At 46.7% G+C, this 14,033-nt stretch carries 14 protein-coding genes; 3 read left to right on the top strand and 11 right to left on the bottom strand.

Features of this window, described 5'->3' with window-relative positions; translation table 11 throughout:
* Positions 1-102 precede the first annotated feature (102 nt).
* The 8 genes from HB364_RS10965 to HB364_RS10930 form a co-directional block, all read right to left on the bottom strand.
* The gene (locus tag HB364_RS10965; protein WP_167288024.1) at positions 103-1,788 is read right to left on the bottom strand and encodes a DEAD/DEAH box helicase; all 1,686 of its coding nucleotides are present in this window, start codon (positions 1,786-1,788) and stop codon (positions 103-105) included.
* 113 nt (positions 1,789-1,901) lie between these two features.
* Complete coding sequence (locus HB364_RS10960) at positions 1,902-2,750, bottom strand: prephenate dehydrogenase (protein WP_167288023.1); 849 nt, start codon at positions 2,748-2,750, stop codon at positions 1,902-1,904.
* Position 2,751: 1 nt separating this feature from the next.
* The gene (locus HB364_RS10955) at positions 2,752-3,933 is read right to left on the bottom strand and encodes a pyridoxal phosphate-dependent aminotransferase (protein WP_167288022.1); all 1,182 of its coding nucleotides are present in this window, start codon (positions 3,931-3,933) and stop codon (positions 2,752-2,754) included.
* A gap of 5 nt (positions 3,934-3,938) precedes the next feature.
* On the bottom strand, positions 3,939-4,823 hold the full coding sequence (locus HB364_RS10950; protein WP_167288021.1) for a prephenate dehydratase: 885 nt from the start codon (positions 4,821-4,823) through the stop codon (positions 3,939-3,941).
* A 294-nt stretch (positions 4,824-5,117) separates the two neighbouring features.
* Entirely contained in the window at positions 5,118-5,705 is a 588-nt protein-coding gene (locus tag HB364_RS10945) for a hypothetical protein (protein ID WP_246228469.1), read from the bottom strand.
* A 197-nt stretch (positions 5,706-5,902) separates the two neighbouring features.
* Positions 5,903-7,147 carry a T9SS type A sorting domain-containing protein gene (locus tag HB364_RS10940; protein WP_167288020.1) on the bottom strand — a complete coding sequence of 415 codons (1,245 nt, stop codon included), beginning with the start codon at positions 7,145-7,147 and terminating at the stop codon, positions 5,903-5,905.
* Positions 7,148-7,372: 225 nt separating this feature from the next.
* Entirely contained in the window at positions 7,373-8,191 is an 819-nt protein-coding gene (murQ, locus tag HB364_RS10935; RefSeq protein ID WP_167288019.1) for an N-acetylmuramic acid 6-phosphate etherase, read from the bottom strand.
* A gap of 45 nt (positions 8,192-8,236) precedes the next feature.
* Positions 8,237-9,085, bottom strand: a complete 849-nt coding sequence (locus tag HB364_RS10930; protein WP_167288018.1) for an N-acetylglucosamine kinase — start codon at positions 9,083-9,085, stop codon at positions 8,237-8,239.
* Between the two features lie 238 nt (positions 9,086-9,323).
* Between HB364_RS10930 and HB364_RS10925 the strand changes: the two genes are divergently transcribed.
* A complete protein-coding gene (locus HB364_RS10925) occupies positions 9,324-10,907 on the top strand; it encodes a S41 family peptidase (protein ID WP_167288017.1) in 1,584 nt (527 codons plus the stop codon).
* Positions 10,908-11,010: 103 nt separating this feature from the next.
* Here the strand turns inward: HB364_RS10925 and HB364_RS10920 are convergent, their stop codons facing one another.
* Positions 11,011-11,391, bottom strand: a complete 381-nt coding sequence (locus HB364_RS10920; RefSeq protein ID WP_208419934.1) for a DUF6249 domain-containing protein — start codon at positions 11,389-11,391, stop codon at positions 11,011-11,013.
* A gap of 233 nt (positions 11,392-11,624) precedes the next feature.
* Between HB364_RS10920 and HB364_RS10915 the strand changes: the two genes are divergently transcribed.
* Positions 11,625-12,209: an RNA polymerase sigma factor gene (locus HB364_RS10915; RefSeq protein WP_167288016.1), complete on the top strand. Its 585-nt coding sequence runs from the start codon at positions 11,625-11,627 to the stop codon at positions 12,207-12,209.
* A 14-nt stretch (positions 12,210-12,223) separates the two neighbouring features.
* Positions 12,224-12,754: an anti-sigma factor family protein gene (locus HB364_RS10910; protein ID WP_167288015.1), complete on the top strand. Its 531-nt coding sequence runs from the start codon at positions 12,224-12,226 to the stop codon at positions 12,752-12,754.
* A 215-nt stretch (positions 12,755-12,969) separates the two neighbouring features.
* Here HB364_RS10910 and HB364_RS10905 read toward each other — a convergent pair whose 3' ends face one another.
* Both HB364_RS10905 and HB364_RS10900 read right to left on the bottom strand, forming a co-directional pair.
* Positions 12,970-13,326 carry a hypothetical protein gene (locus HB364_RS10905; RefSeq protein ID WP_167288014.1) on the bottom strand — a complete coding sequence of 119 codons (357 nt, stop codon included), beginning with the start codon at positions 13,324-13,326 and terminating at the stop codon, positions 12,970-12,972.
* A 212-nt stretch (positions 13,327-13,538) separates the two neighbouring features.
* Entirely contained in the window at positions 13,539-13,895 is a 357-nt protein-coding gene (locus tag HB364_RS10900; RefSeq protein WP_167288013.1) for a hypothetical protein, read from the bottom strand.
* Positions 13,896-14,033 lie beyond the last annotated feature (138 nt).

Here is a 14,033-nt window from a genome sequence, read left to right as displayed (position 1 = left end):
AGCTTTGTCCTGTTACGGTTGCCGGCCTCTCTTCCCCCGACAACAAGTTGATAGTAAGTAGATGCAGTTGACCAACCAGTAACCTGGACCTGCAAACAGTAACTATCGCCTGCTATCGGCATCGTTCATCCGGATCCTTCTTCCCTTATAATTCTTCCCGTCAATGGCGGCAATCATTTGTTTGGCCGCTCTTTTATCAATCTCTATCCAGCTATTCATTTCCTTCATGTCAATCCTTCCCAGCACTTCTTTACGCAGATCACTCATATCAAGAATGAACTGGAGGAAACTGGCTTTGTAAAAACCATCTTTGGTGCCCAGGTTCACAAAGAGGCGGGCATAATCACCACCGTTGCCACCAAACTGCCTTCCTCTTGTATCGCGGCCTGTGGTTCTCTCGCGGTCACCGCCTCTTCTGTCCATAACCGCAGTACCGCGTTCGAAACGTTCCCTGCGTTGTTCGTATATATTCAGGTCTTCCGCATTTTCGTAATACTTCAGGAACCTGTCGAATTCCATGGCTGCCACACGTTTCAATACTTCCTCTTTACTAACGTCGGCAAATTTTTCTTCCAGCATCGGCACATAACTTTCATAGTCGCCGTGGCTGATATCGGTCTGTAACAACTTCTCCATGAAATGGAAGAACTGCTTACGGCAAACATCCTTACCACCGGGAATATCCATCTTATGGAAAGGCGCCTGTACAATGCTCTGAATATGCCGCATTTTACCCATCTCGCGGATGTGGATGATAGACATACATACACCGGTATTACCAGCCCGGCCGGTACGGCCGCTACGGTGTGTGTACACTTCCACATCATCGGGCAACTCATAGTTGATCACATGGGTGATGCCCTGTACGTCAATCCCCCTGGCTGCCACGTCGGTGGCTATTAAGAGCTGTAAGGTCTTTTCCCTGAACTCACCCATTACCTTATCCCGCTGCTGCTGTGTCAGGTCGCCATGCAATGCATCAATATCATATCCTTCCCGCGTCAGTTTCTCCGCAATCTCCTGTGCATCGGCCTTGGTGCGGGTAAAAATGATGCCATAAATACCCGGGTTAAAATCAATCAACCGTTTCAGTGTCTGGTAGCGGTGCTGCGCACTGGTTACAAAGTACTGGTGGTCGATATTTTTATTGGCCGTATTGGTTTTACCTACAGTAATTTCCATAGGCTCTTTCAGGTACTTCTTGCTTATCCGGCGTATCTCCGGCGGCATGGTAGCGCTGAACAGCCAGGTGCTTTCCCGGTTGGGCGTATTCTGCAGGATGAATTCAATATCATCCTTAAAACCCATGTTCAGCATTTCGTCCGCCTCATCCAGCACCACATATTTAATTTGTTCTAAATTGATCGCTTTACGTTCAATCAGATCAATCAACCTGCCGGGGGTGGCCACCACAATCTGCACGCCTCTTTTCAGGTCCCGTATTTGTTGCCCGATGGATGTACCGCCATAAACGGCTACTACATGCATGCCGGTCTGGAATTTCTTAAACAGCTCTAATTCACTCACAATCTGCAGGCATAGCTCCCTGGTAGGGCATACTACCAATGCCTGGGGAAATTTCTGTCCTTCATCTATCAAGTGCAGCAGGGGCAGGCCAAAAGCCGCCGTTTTACCAGTACCTGTCTGTGCCAAACCTACCAGGTCCTTAGTGCCGCTCAAAAGAACAGGAATCGCCTTTTCCTGTATAGGGGTTGGGTTTTTATAGCCTAATGCGTCGGTAGCCTGTACCAGTTTCGCATCCAAACCCAACTCAGCAAAAGTCATCATATCAATTAAAATTTGCGCAAAGGTACTACTATTGCCCGCCTTAGCCTAATCCATTCATTATGATGCCCGAATAACATATCATACACTGTTTCTTTAACCTGTAACAGCCTGACTTACTTCAGGATCCGTTTTATCTTATTGGCATTCTCTATCAGCTCCTGCAAATACGTATAGTTCTCTTTTTCCAGACAGGCCTTGAACTTGCGTAGCTGGCTGATGTGCTCATTAAGCACATCTAACACATTTTCACGGTTTTGCATGAAGATGGGCACCCACATGGCCGGGTTACTTTTGGCCAGCCTTACCGTACTTTCAAAGCCACCGCCTGCCAGCTCAAAAATGGCTTCATCTTCCCTTTCTTTCTCTAAAACCGTATTCGCCAGGGCAAAAGAGGTAATATGTGAAATATGGCTAATATAGGCCGCGTGCATATCATGCCCGTCTGCATCCATATAGGTCATGTGCATGCCCAGTGCCCGGTACACTGCTTCCACCTTTTCTACCGCTGCCGGGTCACTTTTCTCCTTTTCGCAGATCACACAGGCCCTGCCCACGAAAGCATCCCGTACGGCCGCTTCCGGTCCGCTGTATTCTGTACCCCACATCGGGTGGGTAGCCACAAACCGCGCCCGCATAGGGTGATGGCCCAGGGCTTCACACAACGCATGTTTGGTAGAACCGGCATCCGCCACTATCTGCTGATCCGTCACCAGGTCCATTACCTGCCGCATCACCGGGATGGTCGCATCTACCGGGATGGCTACATATACCAGGTCACTCTGCGGAACAGCTTGTTCCAATGGCAAAACTTCATCAATCAGTCCCAGCTCCAGCGCCTTTTGCGCACTGGCGGCTGTACGGCTTACGCCAATCACTTTCTTGACTAATCCTTTTTCTTTGAGCGCAAGACTGAAAGAACCACTGATCAAACCAACGCCCACTATCGTAACCGTATTGAACATGCTATTTATCTTTTACCTGTAGAAATAATTCATTGACCCGTTTTATACTTTCCGCCAGTTTTTCTTCCGGACTGCACAAGCTTACCCGTATGTAGGGATCGCCGGCACTGCCAAAGATGCCGCCCGGCGTGATGAATACATTGGCATTGTACAATATCTCATCGCTGAGGGCAAAACCATTTTTATACCCCGCAGGTATCTTAGCCCATACAAACATGCCAGCCTGCGTTTTGTCGTATACACAATCCAGCAGGTCCAGTAATTCAAATACCTTTTTCCGTCTGGCAGCATATACTTTATTCACGCTGTCGTACCAGTCTTTATCCAGTCCCAGGGCTTTGGCGGCCGCCAGTTGCAGGGGCAGGAACATACCACTGTCCATATTGCTCTTAAAGCGCAACACTTCGTCAATCCGCTCCTTGGCGCCACACAAAGTGCCTACGCGCCAGCCTGCCATGTTCTGCGACTTGCTCAGGGAGTTCAATTCAATCACCACTTCTTTAGCGCCTTCCACACTCAGCAGGCTCATGGGTGCTTCATTCAGGATAAAGCTGTAGGGATTATCATGGCAGATGAGTAGGTTGTGCTTCTTACCAAAGGCGATCAGCTTTTCAAACAGCTCGCGCTCCGGTAATTGCCCGGTAGGCATCTGCGGATAGTTCACCCACATGAGCTTGAAACCGCCTTTGGCCACCACAGCATCCAACGCTTCAAAATCAGGATACCAGTTATTTTCTTCTTTCAGTTCATAATCCACACACTCGCCGCCTGCCAGTTTCACCGCACTTCTGTAGGTGGGATAACCCGGGTTGGGCACCAGAGCTTTATCGCCTTCATTCAGGTAGGTCATGCAAATGTGCATAATACCTTCCTTGCTGCCGATGAGGGGCAATACCTCGGTATCGGGATTGAGCGTTACCCCATACCACTTGCTGTACCAGTCGGCCACTGACTTGCGCAATACCGGCGATCCTTTATAGCTTTGGTAAGCATGGGTGTTGCTTTTTGCACTTTCTTCCTGCAGGGTTTTAATCACTTCCGGATGCGGCGGCAGATCAGGACTGCCAATGCCCAGGTTGATCACCTGCTTACCCTGTTTGTTCAGCTCATCTATCTCCCGCAGCTTTTGGGAGAAATAGTATTCACCGATACCTTCCAGCCTTTTTGATGTAGCGATATTCATAAAGCTTATTTGCCGTTTTTATAAACTCCGTAGATCTTCAACGCTGCCGTGATCGGTTTGATATTTTCAATCACGGTATTGAATTGTTCCAATGCTTCAAACTCCATGTCTGCATGAAAACTATATTGCCAGTCGCTGCCCGGAATGGGAAAGCTTTGCAGTTTGCTGAGATTGATACCGCCATCTGCGATCTTTGAAAGTACCCGCGCCAGACTACCGCGTGAGTGATCGGTATGAAAGTTCACGGAGGCTTTATTGGCATCACTCACCGGCTGTGCCACTTCTTCCGGTTGCAATACGAGGAAACGCGTGTAGTTGCTTTTCATGGTATGGATATTGGGCGCAATGACTTCCAGCTCAAACAGATCGGCTGCGAGCTTACTGGCAATGGCAGCGATGTGTTTGCTTCTGTGCTGGTGCAGGTGTTTGGCGCTAAGGGCTGTATCTTCTGTTTCCACCAGCTTCCAATCATACTTGTCCAGGAACTCCAGGCACTGCTGGATGGCCATGTGGTGCGAGTGCACTTCGCGTATATCTTCCAGCTTTACACCCGGATTTACCAGCAGTTGTTGCTTAATGGGCAGGTATATCTCTCCTATGATCTTCAGGCTACTTTTCTGCAACAGGTTATAGTTGGGGAGGATGCTGCCGGCGATGGAATTTTCGATGGCCATTACGCCCCCTTCACTCTCCTTCTTATTGGCCGCGATCTTTACCACTTCACGGAAGGTGGCGCAGGGTATTACTTCTACTTCCTTGCCAAAGAATTGCTGTGCGGCTACCTGGTGAAAACTGCCTTCATAGCCCTGAATAGATACCCGAATACCTTTTCCTGCCGCTTTGGGGGAAGAGCTGCTCTGTAATGGTTCCAATTGTCGCTGTTGTTCCATCCGGTTGATTTTAAAGCCTACTGTACTGATAGACAGTACACAGTGGCAAAAAAAATCCCGGCCTTTTTGGCCGGGACTCTTATGTTGATTTTACTTGTTCTATTTTACTTTCAACAAAAGCATTCCCGGCCTACTGGTAAAGTAGAAATAAAAATAAAAGTAAAAATAACGGTATGCTTTTGCCTTTAACATGAATCAAAAATAGTCAGTAATCGTGAAAAACAAAATTCTTTTTTTCGGGGCGAATTACGATGCCCAACAGGCCCTTTTGATACAAAAACCCTTATCCGGCCGCTATTCCAGCCGTTTTTGTATCTCTCCGTCAATCTTTTTAAACAGGTGAAAAGGCTTGTACGTGCGCCAGTTGTCCAGTTGCATCAGCTCTACATAGCGGTTCAGTTTGGCCCTTCTGAAATCATGTTGTGTCTGTTCCGGCATATTCAGGATCACCACCCAGCCATTTTCATCGGTCACCTCATCAAACCATTCCTGGTAATAGTCGCGGTCACCACTATGGAAGTTCAATACATTCTCTCCAATGAATATGAACTTGGTAATACCCGCCGCAAAGAACTGGTCTGTCACCTCCCGCTTCAGCTCCATGATATCATTTTCAATAGCGTCATTCCACTCTCCTATCAATTCAATGATCACATAATGTTCATCATAATCGGCCATCAGCACTTTGAGGTACAGGGTACGGGAGCCAAAGTCGTCCCACTGGGGGTGTATAAGGTAGTTATAGATGGCCTGGGTAAAAGTAAATTCCGAATACACCCTCCCAAAGAAGGGCGACCGCTCGTCCTGCTCACTGGTATAAATGTGGCGCCAATTATAGAATGGTTCTATATCATGCATGGTACAATTTACATTTTCCGCCATAGGGTTTCCAAATATTTGTCCCGGATTTTAGGATTTATTAGGATTACACGGATAACCAATAAAATAGTAAAACTGCAATTTTAATACCGGCCAACAAAAAAGGGACCCTACTTGTTAAAGTATGATCCCCCGTTGCTATTTTCACATCCTTAGACAGGCTCCCCGCAGAGCGGGACAAGCAGGATGACATTTTAATCCTAATTAGACGACACCATTATCTTGTCGGCATATACTGTTTTCTTTGTATTGTCCAGCACCTTTACCAGGTACATACCTTTTGCCGTTTTAATGGATAAAGGCACTTCGGCCACCTGGCCTTCATATCCAATGTTTACGATCTTTTGTGATACCAGCCGGCCATTAAGGTCTACCAGTTGGATATTATAGCGCCCTGCTCCTGTGTTAAAGCTCACCCGGAACATGTCTTTGGTAACTGGATTGGGATACAGGGCAATCTTGTCATTGTGCACTGTTTCCCGGGTAATAAAGGCCGGTATCGTAGTGGTCCGCTTGCCTTCAAAAGCAAGGTTGCCATTGGCCAGGTCAGATGCATTGTATACAGTACCGTTACCAGATACCCTGGCGGCTTTCCAGTTATTCATATCCACTTCATAGTACCCTTCTACAGAGTTGGCGCTGCTTACGATGAGCTTGTCATCGGCTACCACTGCTGCCCCATTGGTAGTAAAAGTAGCAGGAATATCATTGACCGTAGCTACATAGGTAGCCCGTTTGGTATTGATATCCACTTTGAACACATAGCGGCTGGCAGAGATCACATAGAGATTGCCCAATGCATCGGCCACCATATCGCCGCCCCAACTGGTAGGTTTGGTATGAATAGAAACAGTACCATTGGCGGGATCATCTTCCAATGCACCGAGGTCGGTGATCACAGGCTTGCGGCCTGTGGTGAATTTGATGAAGTGATTGCCATCATTGCTCAATGCATAACCCTGTCCGTCTACTGCTATCGCCATGCGGGTAATATGATTGGCTTCATCTTTCAGGTCTTTGGCTACGCCGAAAGCTTCCCCGTCAAAATAAGCAATGGAAGGCGTTTTAGCGCTTAGGTCAATATACCGGAGCTGGTTATAGCCCATGGGTGTGTAGTACAGGCGATCGTGCTTTTTGTCGAAGGCGCAGGCGGCAGAGAAAGAAGAAAAAGGAAGCTGGTTAACATCTGCAATGTTGCCCTTCGCATCTTTTACGTTAATAACCTTACCTGTTCTTGCACTGGTAACAGTAAAACCATTTTGTTTATTCTCATAAACAGATTGCACGACCTCACCGGTGCCAAGGTCCAGCAGCTTTACCTCTGTCCATGCAAAGGACCCTTTGGTATCGGCTGTAATAGCATACGCACGCTTTACCGGTTCCTGTGCAGCAGCCAGCAGTATAGAAAACAAGGCTGTAGTGGTGAGTAAAATTCTGTACTTCATAGATCTGGTTTTTAATGATTGAATGATGTACAGAAAGATACGACAATTTCGTAGATATATCAAAGCATAGTTTACAGGAGGCAGTAAGATTTTACAAAAGGATAATTTGTTTCGGGTTTTGCGTTTGGAGTTCCGGGTTCTTCTACGGTAAAATTCCTGCCTGTTATGCAAGAAACCCTTTTCGTCAAGGTCTCTCAGGCGCGGCAGCAACCCGAGACCCGAAACTCATAACCCGAAACTGTCTACGGCTTTTTTCACACTGCCATATTTGATGAGCAGTGCTTTCGCCTTATCATAGTCGTTAATGCCGGTTTTTTCCATGACCATCTTGGTGCCGCGGTCAACCAGCTTGCTATTGGTCAGTTGCATGTTCACCATCTTATTGTCTTCCACCCGGCCGATCTGGATCATGACGGAGGTAGAGATCATGTTGAGCACCAGTTTCTGGGCTGTTCCGCTTTTCATGCGGGTGCTGCCGGTCACAAATTCCGGCCCTACCACTACTTCCACCGGGAATTCGGCGGCTTTGGCCAGGGGCGATCCCTGGTTACAGGTAATGCAACCGGTAGTAATGCCCTGTTTACGGGCTTCATTAAGCGCACCGATCACATAAGGGGTAGTACCGCTGGCCGCTATGCCGATCACCACATCTTTATCATTTACCTGGTGCTGCTGCAGATCGAGCCAGCCCTGCTCCCAGCTATCTTCGGCCTGCTCCACCGGACGCTGGATCGCTATTTCACCGCCGGCAATAAGGCCGATGACCAGGCCCTGCGGCATTCCATAAGTGGGGGGTATTTCACTGGCATCCAGGATGCCCAGCCGGCCGCTGGTCCCTGCGCCCATATAAAACAAACGTCCGCCAGCCAGCATCTTATCCGTAATGGCAGTCACCAGTTGCTCTATTTGTGGTATTGCCTTCTCCACCGCCAACGGCACGATCTTATCTTCTTCATTGATACTGGTAAGAAGCTCCCTGATACTCATCTTTTCCAAATGCCTGTAATGACTCGACTGCTCAGTTACTTTGTTGAATGCTGACATGTATACGTATTCTTTCTTTTTTTAACGTGAATTGGCTAAGGCGCCTTATTGGTCAAGGTGGTATTTGATCAGGCCTTCCATCGGATTTTTCAGGATCTGCCCCAGTTCAAACTCATAGGAATGACACAAATCTGTGACCGTATCCCGGAAAGCCCAGGATACACCGCCTGTGAAATGAATAGGCAGCTTCCAGCTTTCACCGTATTTGCAAAGATGATTAAAGAAAAAATCATTTAATCCATCCTCTACAATATTTTCAACCATGTAATGCCCGCGGTTCTCTGCCAGGAAGAGGGTGAAGGTGGCCAGATAACGATTGGGGAATGGTTTCTTATATATATTTTCTAGTATCTCTACCGAATTAATACCCTTGTACTTAGCTTCAAATTTAAACCGTAGCTCCTCATCAAAGGTATTGTACAGGTAATATTGCAATACTTTTTTGCCCAGGTAGGCGCCGCTGCCTTCATCGCCCAGGACATAGCCCAGCCCGGGGCTGTTTTTAACGATTTTCTGCCCATTGTAATAGCAGGAATTGCTGCCTGTGCCCAGGATGCAGGCGATCCCTTTTTCCCGGCCACAGAGGGCGCGCGCCGCGGCAAAGAGGTCATGCGTAACCTGTACTTCTATGCCCGGAAATACATTGGTAATGGCTTTTTTTACCAATTTGGCATTGTCGGGATTGGCGCATCCTGTGCCATAATAAAAAACTGCGTCTACCGCCCTGTTCTTCAATCCGGGCAATAATTCATTCCGGATGATTGCTTCAATCTGGGGAGTATTCAAAAAATAGGGACTGATACCCTGCGTAAACACCGTCTTGCTCTTCTTTCTTGTTTCTGCCAGGCTCCATTCACATTTAGTAGCCCCGCTATCCGCGATCAAAATGGCCATAGATATATCCGTTTAGTCTTTCATACTCAGCAGCAACCATTTAACGAAGGTAAAGCGTGGAATTGAGAATTAATTATGAACTTCGCCCCTAAATTTTAAAATTGAGCGACCCCGCATGAAGTAATCTGCCAGACAGCTTATTCTACAAAAAAGCAGCAAAAAACCGCAGTTATGCCAGCTTTTTGGGAGAAAAAGTAACCAGGTTATGACATCCGACCTTTAAAAATATTATTAGCAGATGAAGAAATTACAGGTATGGCTACCCTTATTGTTCTCCCTTGTACTGATTGTAGGTATGTGGATTGGCTCCGGGTTACGCCAGAATATCCCTTATTCGCGGGGCATTTTTGAATCCGCCAAACGTTCTTCCGTGCAGGAAGTGATTGACCTGGTGAACCTGCGTTATGTAGACAAGGTAAATACCGATACCCTGACTGATGATGCGATACAGGCGATGCTCTCGCACCTGGACCCGCACTCCATTTTCATCCCGGCCCGGTACCTTGACAATGTGAATGAAGAACTGCAGGGTAATTTTGAGGGTATTGGCGTAGAGTTCTATATTATCAACGATACGGTGAATGTTACGAATGTACTGGCCGATGGCCCCAGTGACAAAGCAGGCCTGCAGGTAGGCGACCAGTTCCTGAAAGTAGGCGACTCTGCCGTAGCCGGCCATATTGATGGAGACAGGATCAAAAAGCTATTGCGTGGCCCCGGCGGCAGCGAGGTGCAGGTAGTATTGTTAAGGAACAAACAGGTCGTCAAGGCCACCATTACCCGCGGCACTATTCCCCTGTATTCAGTAGATGCCTCCTATATGCTGGATCCCACCACCGGTTATATCCACCTCAATAAATTCTCCGGCACTACGTATGAAGAGTTCATGCAGGCTACCGAGAAGCTGCAGAAGCTGGGCATGAAACAATTGGTTTTTGACCTCCGTGATAATGGAGGCGGCATACTGGGCGAAGCCGTAGATATTGTGGATGAGTTCCTGGACGATAATAAACTGATCGTGTATACCCAGGGCGATAAACAAGCCCGGCAGGATTTCCGCTGCAAGCGCCCCGGCCTGCTGGAAAAAGGCAAGGTGGTATTACTGGTAGATGAGAATTCAGCCTCTGCGAGTGAAGTAGTGGCAGGCGCCCTGCAGGACTGGGACCGGGCAACGATTATTGGCCGCCGCACTTTTGGTAAGGGACTGGTACAGGAGCAATATGATCTTACAGACGGCGCTGCTTTGCGGTTGACAGTAGCCCGCTATTATACCCCGCTGGGCCGTAATATCCAGAAACCTTACGATAAAGGCCGTGCCGCCTATAATGGAGAAGTGGCCGAACGTTTTCATAACGGGGAAATGATCAAAGGAGATACCAGCGCCAACCATACTGGTCCTGCCTATAAAACCAAGAGCGGCAGAACTGTTTATGGAGGTGGCGGTATTACACCCGACCTATTTATTCCTTTTGACACAGCAGGCTATTCCCAGCCGGTATATGCCCTGTTCAATAACCAGACCTTCAGCCAGTTCATTTATACGTATTATATGCAAAACCGTCCTTATTTCAGCCAGTTCAAAACACCGGCGGATTTTGCACAGCGCTTTGACCAGCTAGGTACTGCCTGGAATACCCTGGTGAATTTTGCCGCTAAGGATTCTATTCAACTGCAATCCATCACCGCCCGCGACAAGGCCGAAGTAGAGCAACGTATTAAGACCTGGCTGGCCCGCCAGATATGGCGCATGCCGGGTTATTATGAGGTGAATAATATGAATGATACGATGGTGAAGAGAGCGCTTGAGGAGATAAAGAAGTAAGAAGTCCGAAGTCGGAAGTCAGATGCGCTCGATTCGATACGCAGCAGACTTCCAACTTCGGACCCCGACTATTGCTCAGACTTCCGATTTCTGACCTCCGACTTCAGATTTCCTTCTTGTCCAGCAACTCCTTCTTCTCGATCTTGTAGGAGGTGATCAGTCCGAATCCACCGCCTATCGCGATCAGGGCGAAATAGATAGCTGGATTATCTGCATCATTGTGGCCCCATTTGTCGGGACGGAACAATACATAATCGGCCAGTACATAGGCTACCAGTAATCCTGCACCAGCGCCCACCAGGAGCAATCCCCATTTCAGGTTCATAAAAGGGGCGGGACGGTTCTGGTTTAGTTTGGGGTCCAGGCCTTTTTCGATCATGGCCATATTTTCACGGCTGCGCAGGTATCGAATACCGAATATCAAAAAGCAAAGCGCTAAATTGCTGAGTAACACCATCAGTATCGCTAATTGACCTTCATCCATGGCTTCAATTTTTTATTGTTTTAAAAGTTATTTTTTGCTTGTTTCTGTATCAGACTACTGCTTCATCCCCGGGGTTACAGCTTTTAAAGATTATTTTTTTCAGCGCCTGTTACGATTATTAGGACTACGGGGCAGGATAAGAGGTTACAGGATATTTTGAAAAAATGACTCTTTTAAAAATCTTACCTTACAACTGTAACCTGCTGCCGTCACATGTAGTCCTATCACCAGTAATGAATACCGGAACGAATGATAATGAGATCATTAGCAGAGTGCTGCGTGGTGAGCAATCACTGTATGCCGACCTGGTGAAACGATACCAGAATTTCGTATTCACCATTACGCTACGCTACACCAACAGCCGGGAGGATGCCGAAGAAATAGCACAGGATGTATTTATTAAAGCCTATCGCAGCCTGGCCGATTTCCGTGGTGAATCCCGGTTCAGTACCTGGCTCTATACCATTGTGACCACCACCTGCATCACTTTCCTGCGTAAGAAGAAACTGGATACACATTCGCTGGACAATGAGAAGGTTTTTGAAACTGTGGAAAGTACCGACTCCGGTTTCAAGGCCAACCAGGTAGAACAGAAATCCAAGGTACAGATGGTGAATAAAGCCATCCGCCTGCTGAGCCCTGATGATGCCAAGCTGATCAACCTTTTTTACCAGGGCGAACAAAGCCTGGAAGAAATAGGTCAGATCATGGGATTGGAGCCCAATACCGTGAAGGTGCGCCTGCACCGCGCGCGGCAACGGTTAAAGGAAAAGATGGAAACTTATTTTGTGCAGGAAGTAAAAGATATTATGAATTGATAAAACGAAGCAGTATGAATACGCAACAATCCATAGAAGAGCGTTTGTGGGACTATATTGATGGACATGCTTTGCCCGAAGAGAAATCGGCCATTGAGCAGTTGATCGAAAGCAATATAGAATGGCGGAATAAGTACCACGAACTGCTGGATGTGCACCAGCTCATGAGCAATAGCCTGGAACTGGATGAACCTTCCATGCGCTTTACCCAAAATGTAATGGAAGATATTGCGAAGTATCATATTGCGCCTGCTGCCCAGTCTTATATTAATAAACGCATTATCCGGGGCATCTTTGCTTTTTTCCTGCTTACCATTGCCGGCTTTCTGATTTATGGTTTGGGGCAGGTCAACTGGTCGAGTGGAGGTGGCAACACTACCCTGCCGTTCAATGTTAACCCTTCGGATATCAACAAGGTTGATTTTAGTAAATTCTTCAACAATACTTACACGAGCATTTTTGTTATGATCAATGCAGTATTGGGGCTGGTATTACTGGATATGTACCTCGGTAAGAAGAAAAAACAATTACAGGAAAAACATTAAAGGTTTCGGGTTTGGAGTTTCGGGTTTGGGGTTGCTCCGCGCTGTAAGATCCCTGATTAATTCCCGCATCAGACTATTCAATACATTTTATATGCAAAAGGGTAAGCTTCCTTTATAAGAAAAACTTACCCTTTTACATGGTGATCTGTTATCACTATGTTCCGGTATGCCCTTCCGGTTCCCCGGAAGGGCTTTTTTAGATCAGTTAAAAGTGTTTATGGGCAAACCATCGTATAAGCGCCGCCTATGTAGTTGACCCATGATCCTGTGACGGTGCATTTATAGTCCAGGTTCAAAGAAAATACATTGGAAGATCCGGCAACAACAGAAATAGAGTTTAGGTGGTATTGAATGGGTGAACCACCCACCGTAACCGCCAATAAGTACGCTGTAGTGCCATCACTGGCAATTCTCACTTCGATGGAACCACCAGGGCAGCCCGCACTGATATAACCACAATAATCTACCCAGGCCATTTTTTTAGCGATGGATAGTTTTTCAGGTGCTTTGGCAGATTGAAGAAAAGGCATTACAGACAATAGAATAGCGATCAGAAAAATCCTTGTTTTCATGATAAAATTTTTAATGGTTTAACAAATAGGCAGGACCGATCCGCGCAAAATCATCTGTATATATACGTTACTAAAAATACCCATAACCTTTTTCTTACGAAAGAATACGGCTCTTTATCTGTTAACGACAATTCACCAGTATTTAACAACGATTACCATACAAAAAGGGTGACACCTTTGAAGATGTCACCCTTAAACAATAAATTCAGCAGCTATGGACACGGCGCCGTAAACGCCCCGCCATTGTAATGCCACATCCCACCCGAGGGGCAGTAGTAATCGATGTTTATAGAAAATTGACCACCTCCAAGATCTACAACAGAATAAGGCATGTAACCAATAGACATCCCATCCACAGTAAGATCATGTATCCAGGCATCGACACCATCACTCAAGAGCACAATATACACCTGACCACCGATACCCCCCGGACCAGGTGGGCAACCAGCACTGATAACACCACAATAAAATATAAAATCTGATTTCTTGGCTTCCTTGAATGAACTACCTGATAGCAGGAAAGGCAATACAGATAATAGCATAGCGATCAGAAAAATCCTGTTTTTCATGATAAAATTTTTAATGGTTAACATAAAGGCAGGACCGATCCATGCAGATGCCCTATATAGAGGTTATCTAAATTTAAACTTTATTCAGAACGCCTTCAAAAATAATAGCGAATATTTGTTAACGCTATTTTTAATCAA

Source organism: Paraflavitalea devenefica (assembly GCF_011759375.1).
Lineage (GTDB): Bacteria > Bacteroidota > Bacteroidia > Chitinophagales > Chitinophagaceae > Paraflavitalea > Paraflavitalea devenefica.
The sequence above is the reverse complement of the archived record's forward strand: the minus strand, read 5'-3'. Positions and strand labels throughout refer to the sequence as shown.

What these genes read in the sequence shown, in the direction of transcription:
- HB364_RS10965 (WP_167288024.1), bottom strand. Translation starts at nt 1,788, where the DNA reads ATGATGACTTTTGCTGAGTTGGGTTTGGATGCGAAACTGGTACAGGCT.
- HB364_RS10960 (WP_167288023.1), bottom strand. Translation starts at nt 2,750, where the DNA reads ATGTTCAATACGGTTACGATAGTGGGCGTTGGTTTGATCAGTGGTTCT.
- HB364_RS10955 (WP_167288022.1), bottom strand. Translation starts at nt 3,933, where the DNA reads ATGAATATCGCTACATCAAAAAGGCTGGAAGGTATCGGTGAATACTAT.
- HB364_RS10950 (WP_167288021.1), bottom strand. Translation starts at nt 4,823, where the DNA reads ATGGAACAACAGCGACAATTGGAACCATTACAGAGCAGCTCTTCCCCC.
- HB364_RS10945 (WP_246228469.1), bottom strand. Translation starts at nt 5,705, where the DNA reads ATGGCGGAAAATGTAAATTGTACCATGCATGATATAGAACCATTCTAT.
- HB364_RS10940 (WP_167288020.1), bottom strand. Translation starts at nt 7,147, where the DNA reads ATGAAGTACAGAATTTTACTCACCACTACAGCCTTGTTTTCTATACTG.
- murQ (WP_167288019.1), bottom strand. Translation starts at nt 8,191, where the DNA reads ATGTCAGCATTCAACAAAGTAACTGAGCAGTCGAGTCATTACAGGCAT.
- HB364_RS10930 (WP_167288018.1), bottom strand. Translation starts at nt 9,085, where the DNA reads ATGGCCATTTTGATCGCGGATAGCGGGGCTACTAAATGTGAATGGAGC.
- HB364_RS10925 (WP_167288017.1), top strand. Translation starts at nt 9,324, where the DNA reads ATGAAGAAATTACAGGTATGGCTACCCTTATTGTTCTCCCTTGTACTG.
- HB364_RS10920 (WP_208419934.1), bottom strand. Translation starts at nt 11,391, where the DNA reads ATGGATGAAGGTCAATTAGCGATACTGATGGTGTTACTCAGCAATTTA.
- HB364_RS10915 (WP_167288016.1), top strand. Translation starts at nt 11,625, where the DNA reads ATGAATACCGGAACGAATGATAATGAGATCATTAGCAGAGTGCTGCGT.
- HB364_RS10910 (WP_167288015.1), top strand. Translation starts at nt 12,224, where the DNA reads ATGAATACGCAACAATCCATAGAAGAGCGTTTGTGGGACTATATTGAT.
- HB364_RS10905 (WP_167288014.1), bottom strand. Translation starts at nt 13,326, where the DNA reads ATGAAAACAAGGATTTTTCTGATCGCTATTCTATTGTCTGTAATGCCT.
- HB364_RS10900 (WP_167288013.1), bottom strand. Translation starts at nt 13,895, where the DNA reads ATGAAAAACAGGATTTTTCTGATCGCTATGCTATTATCTGTATTGCCT.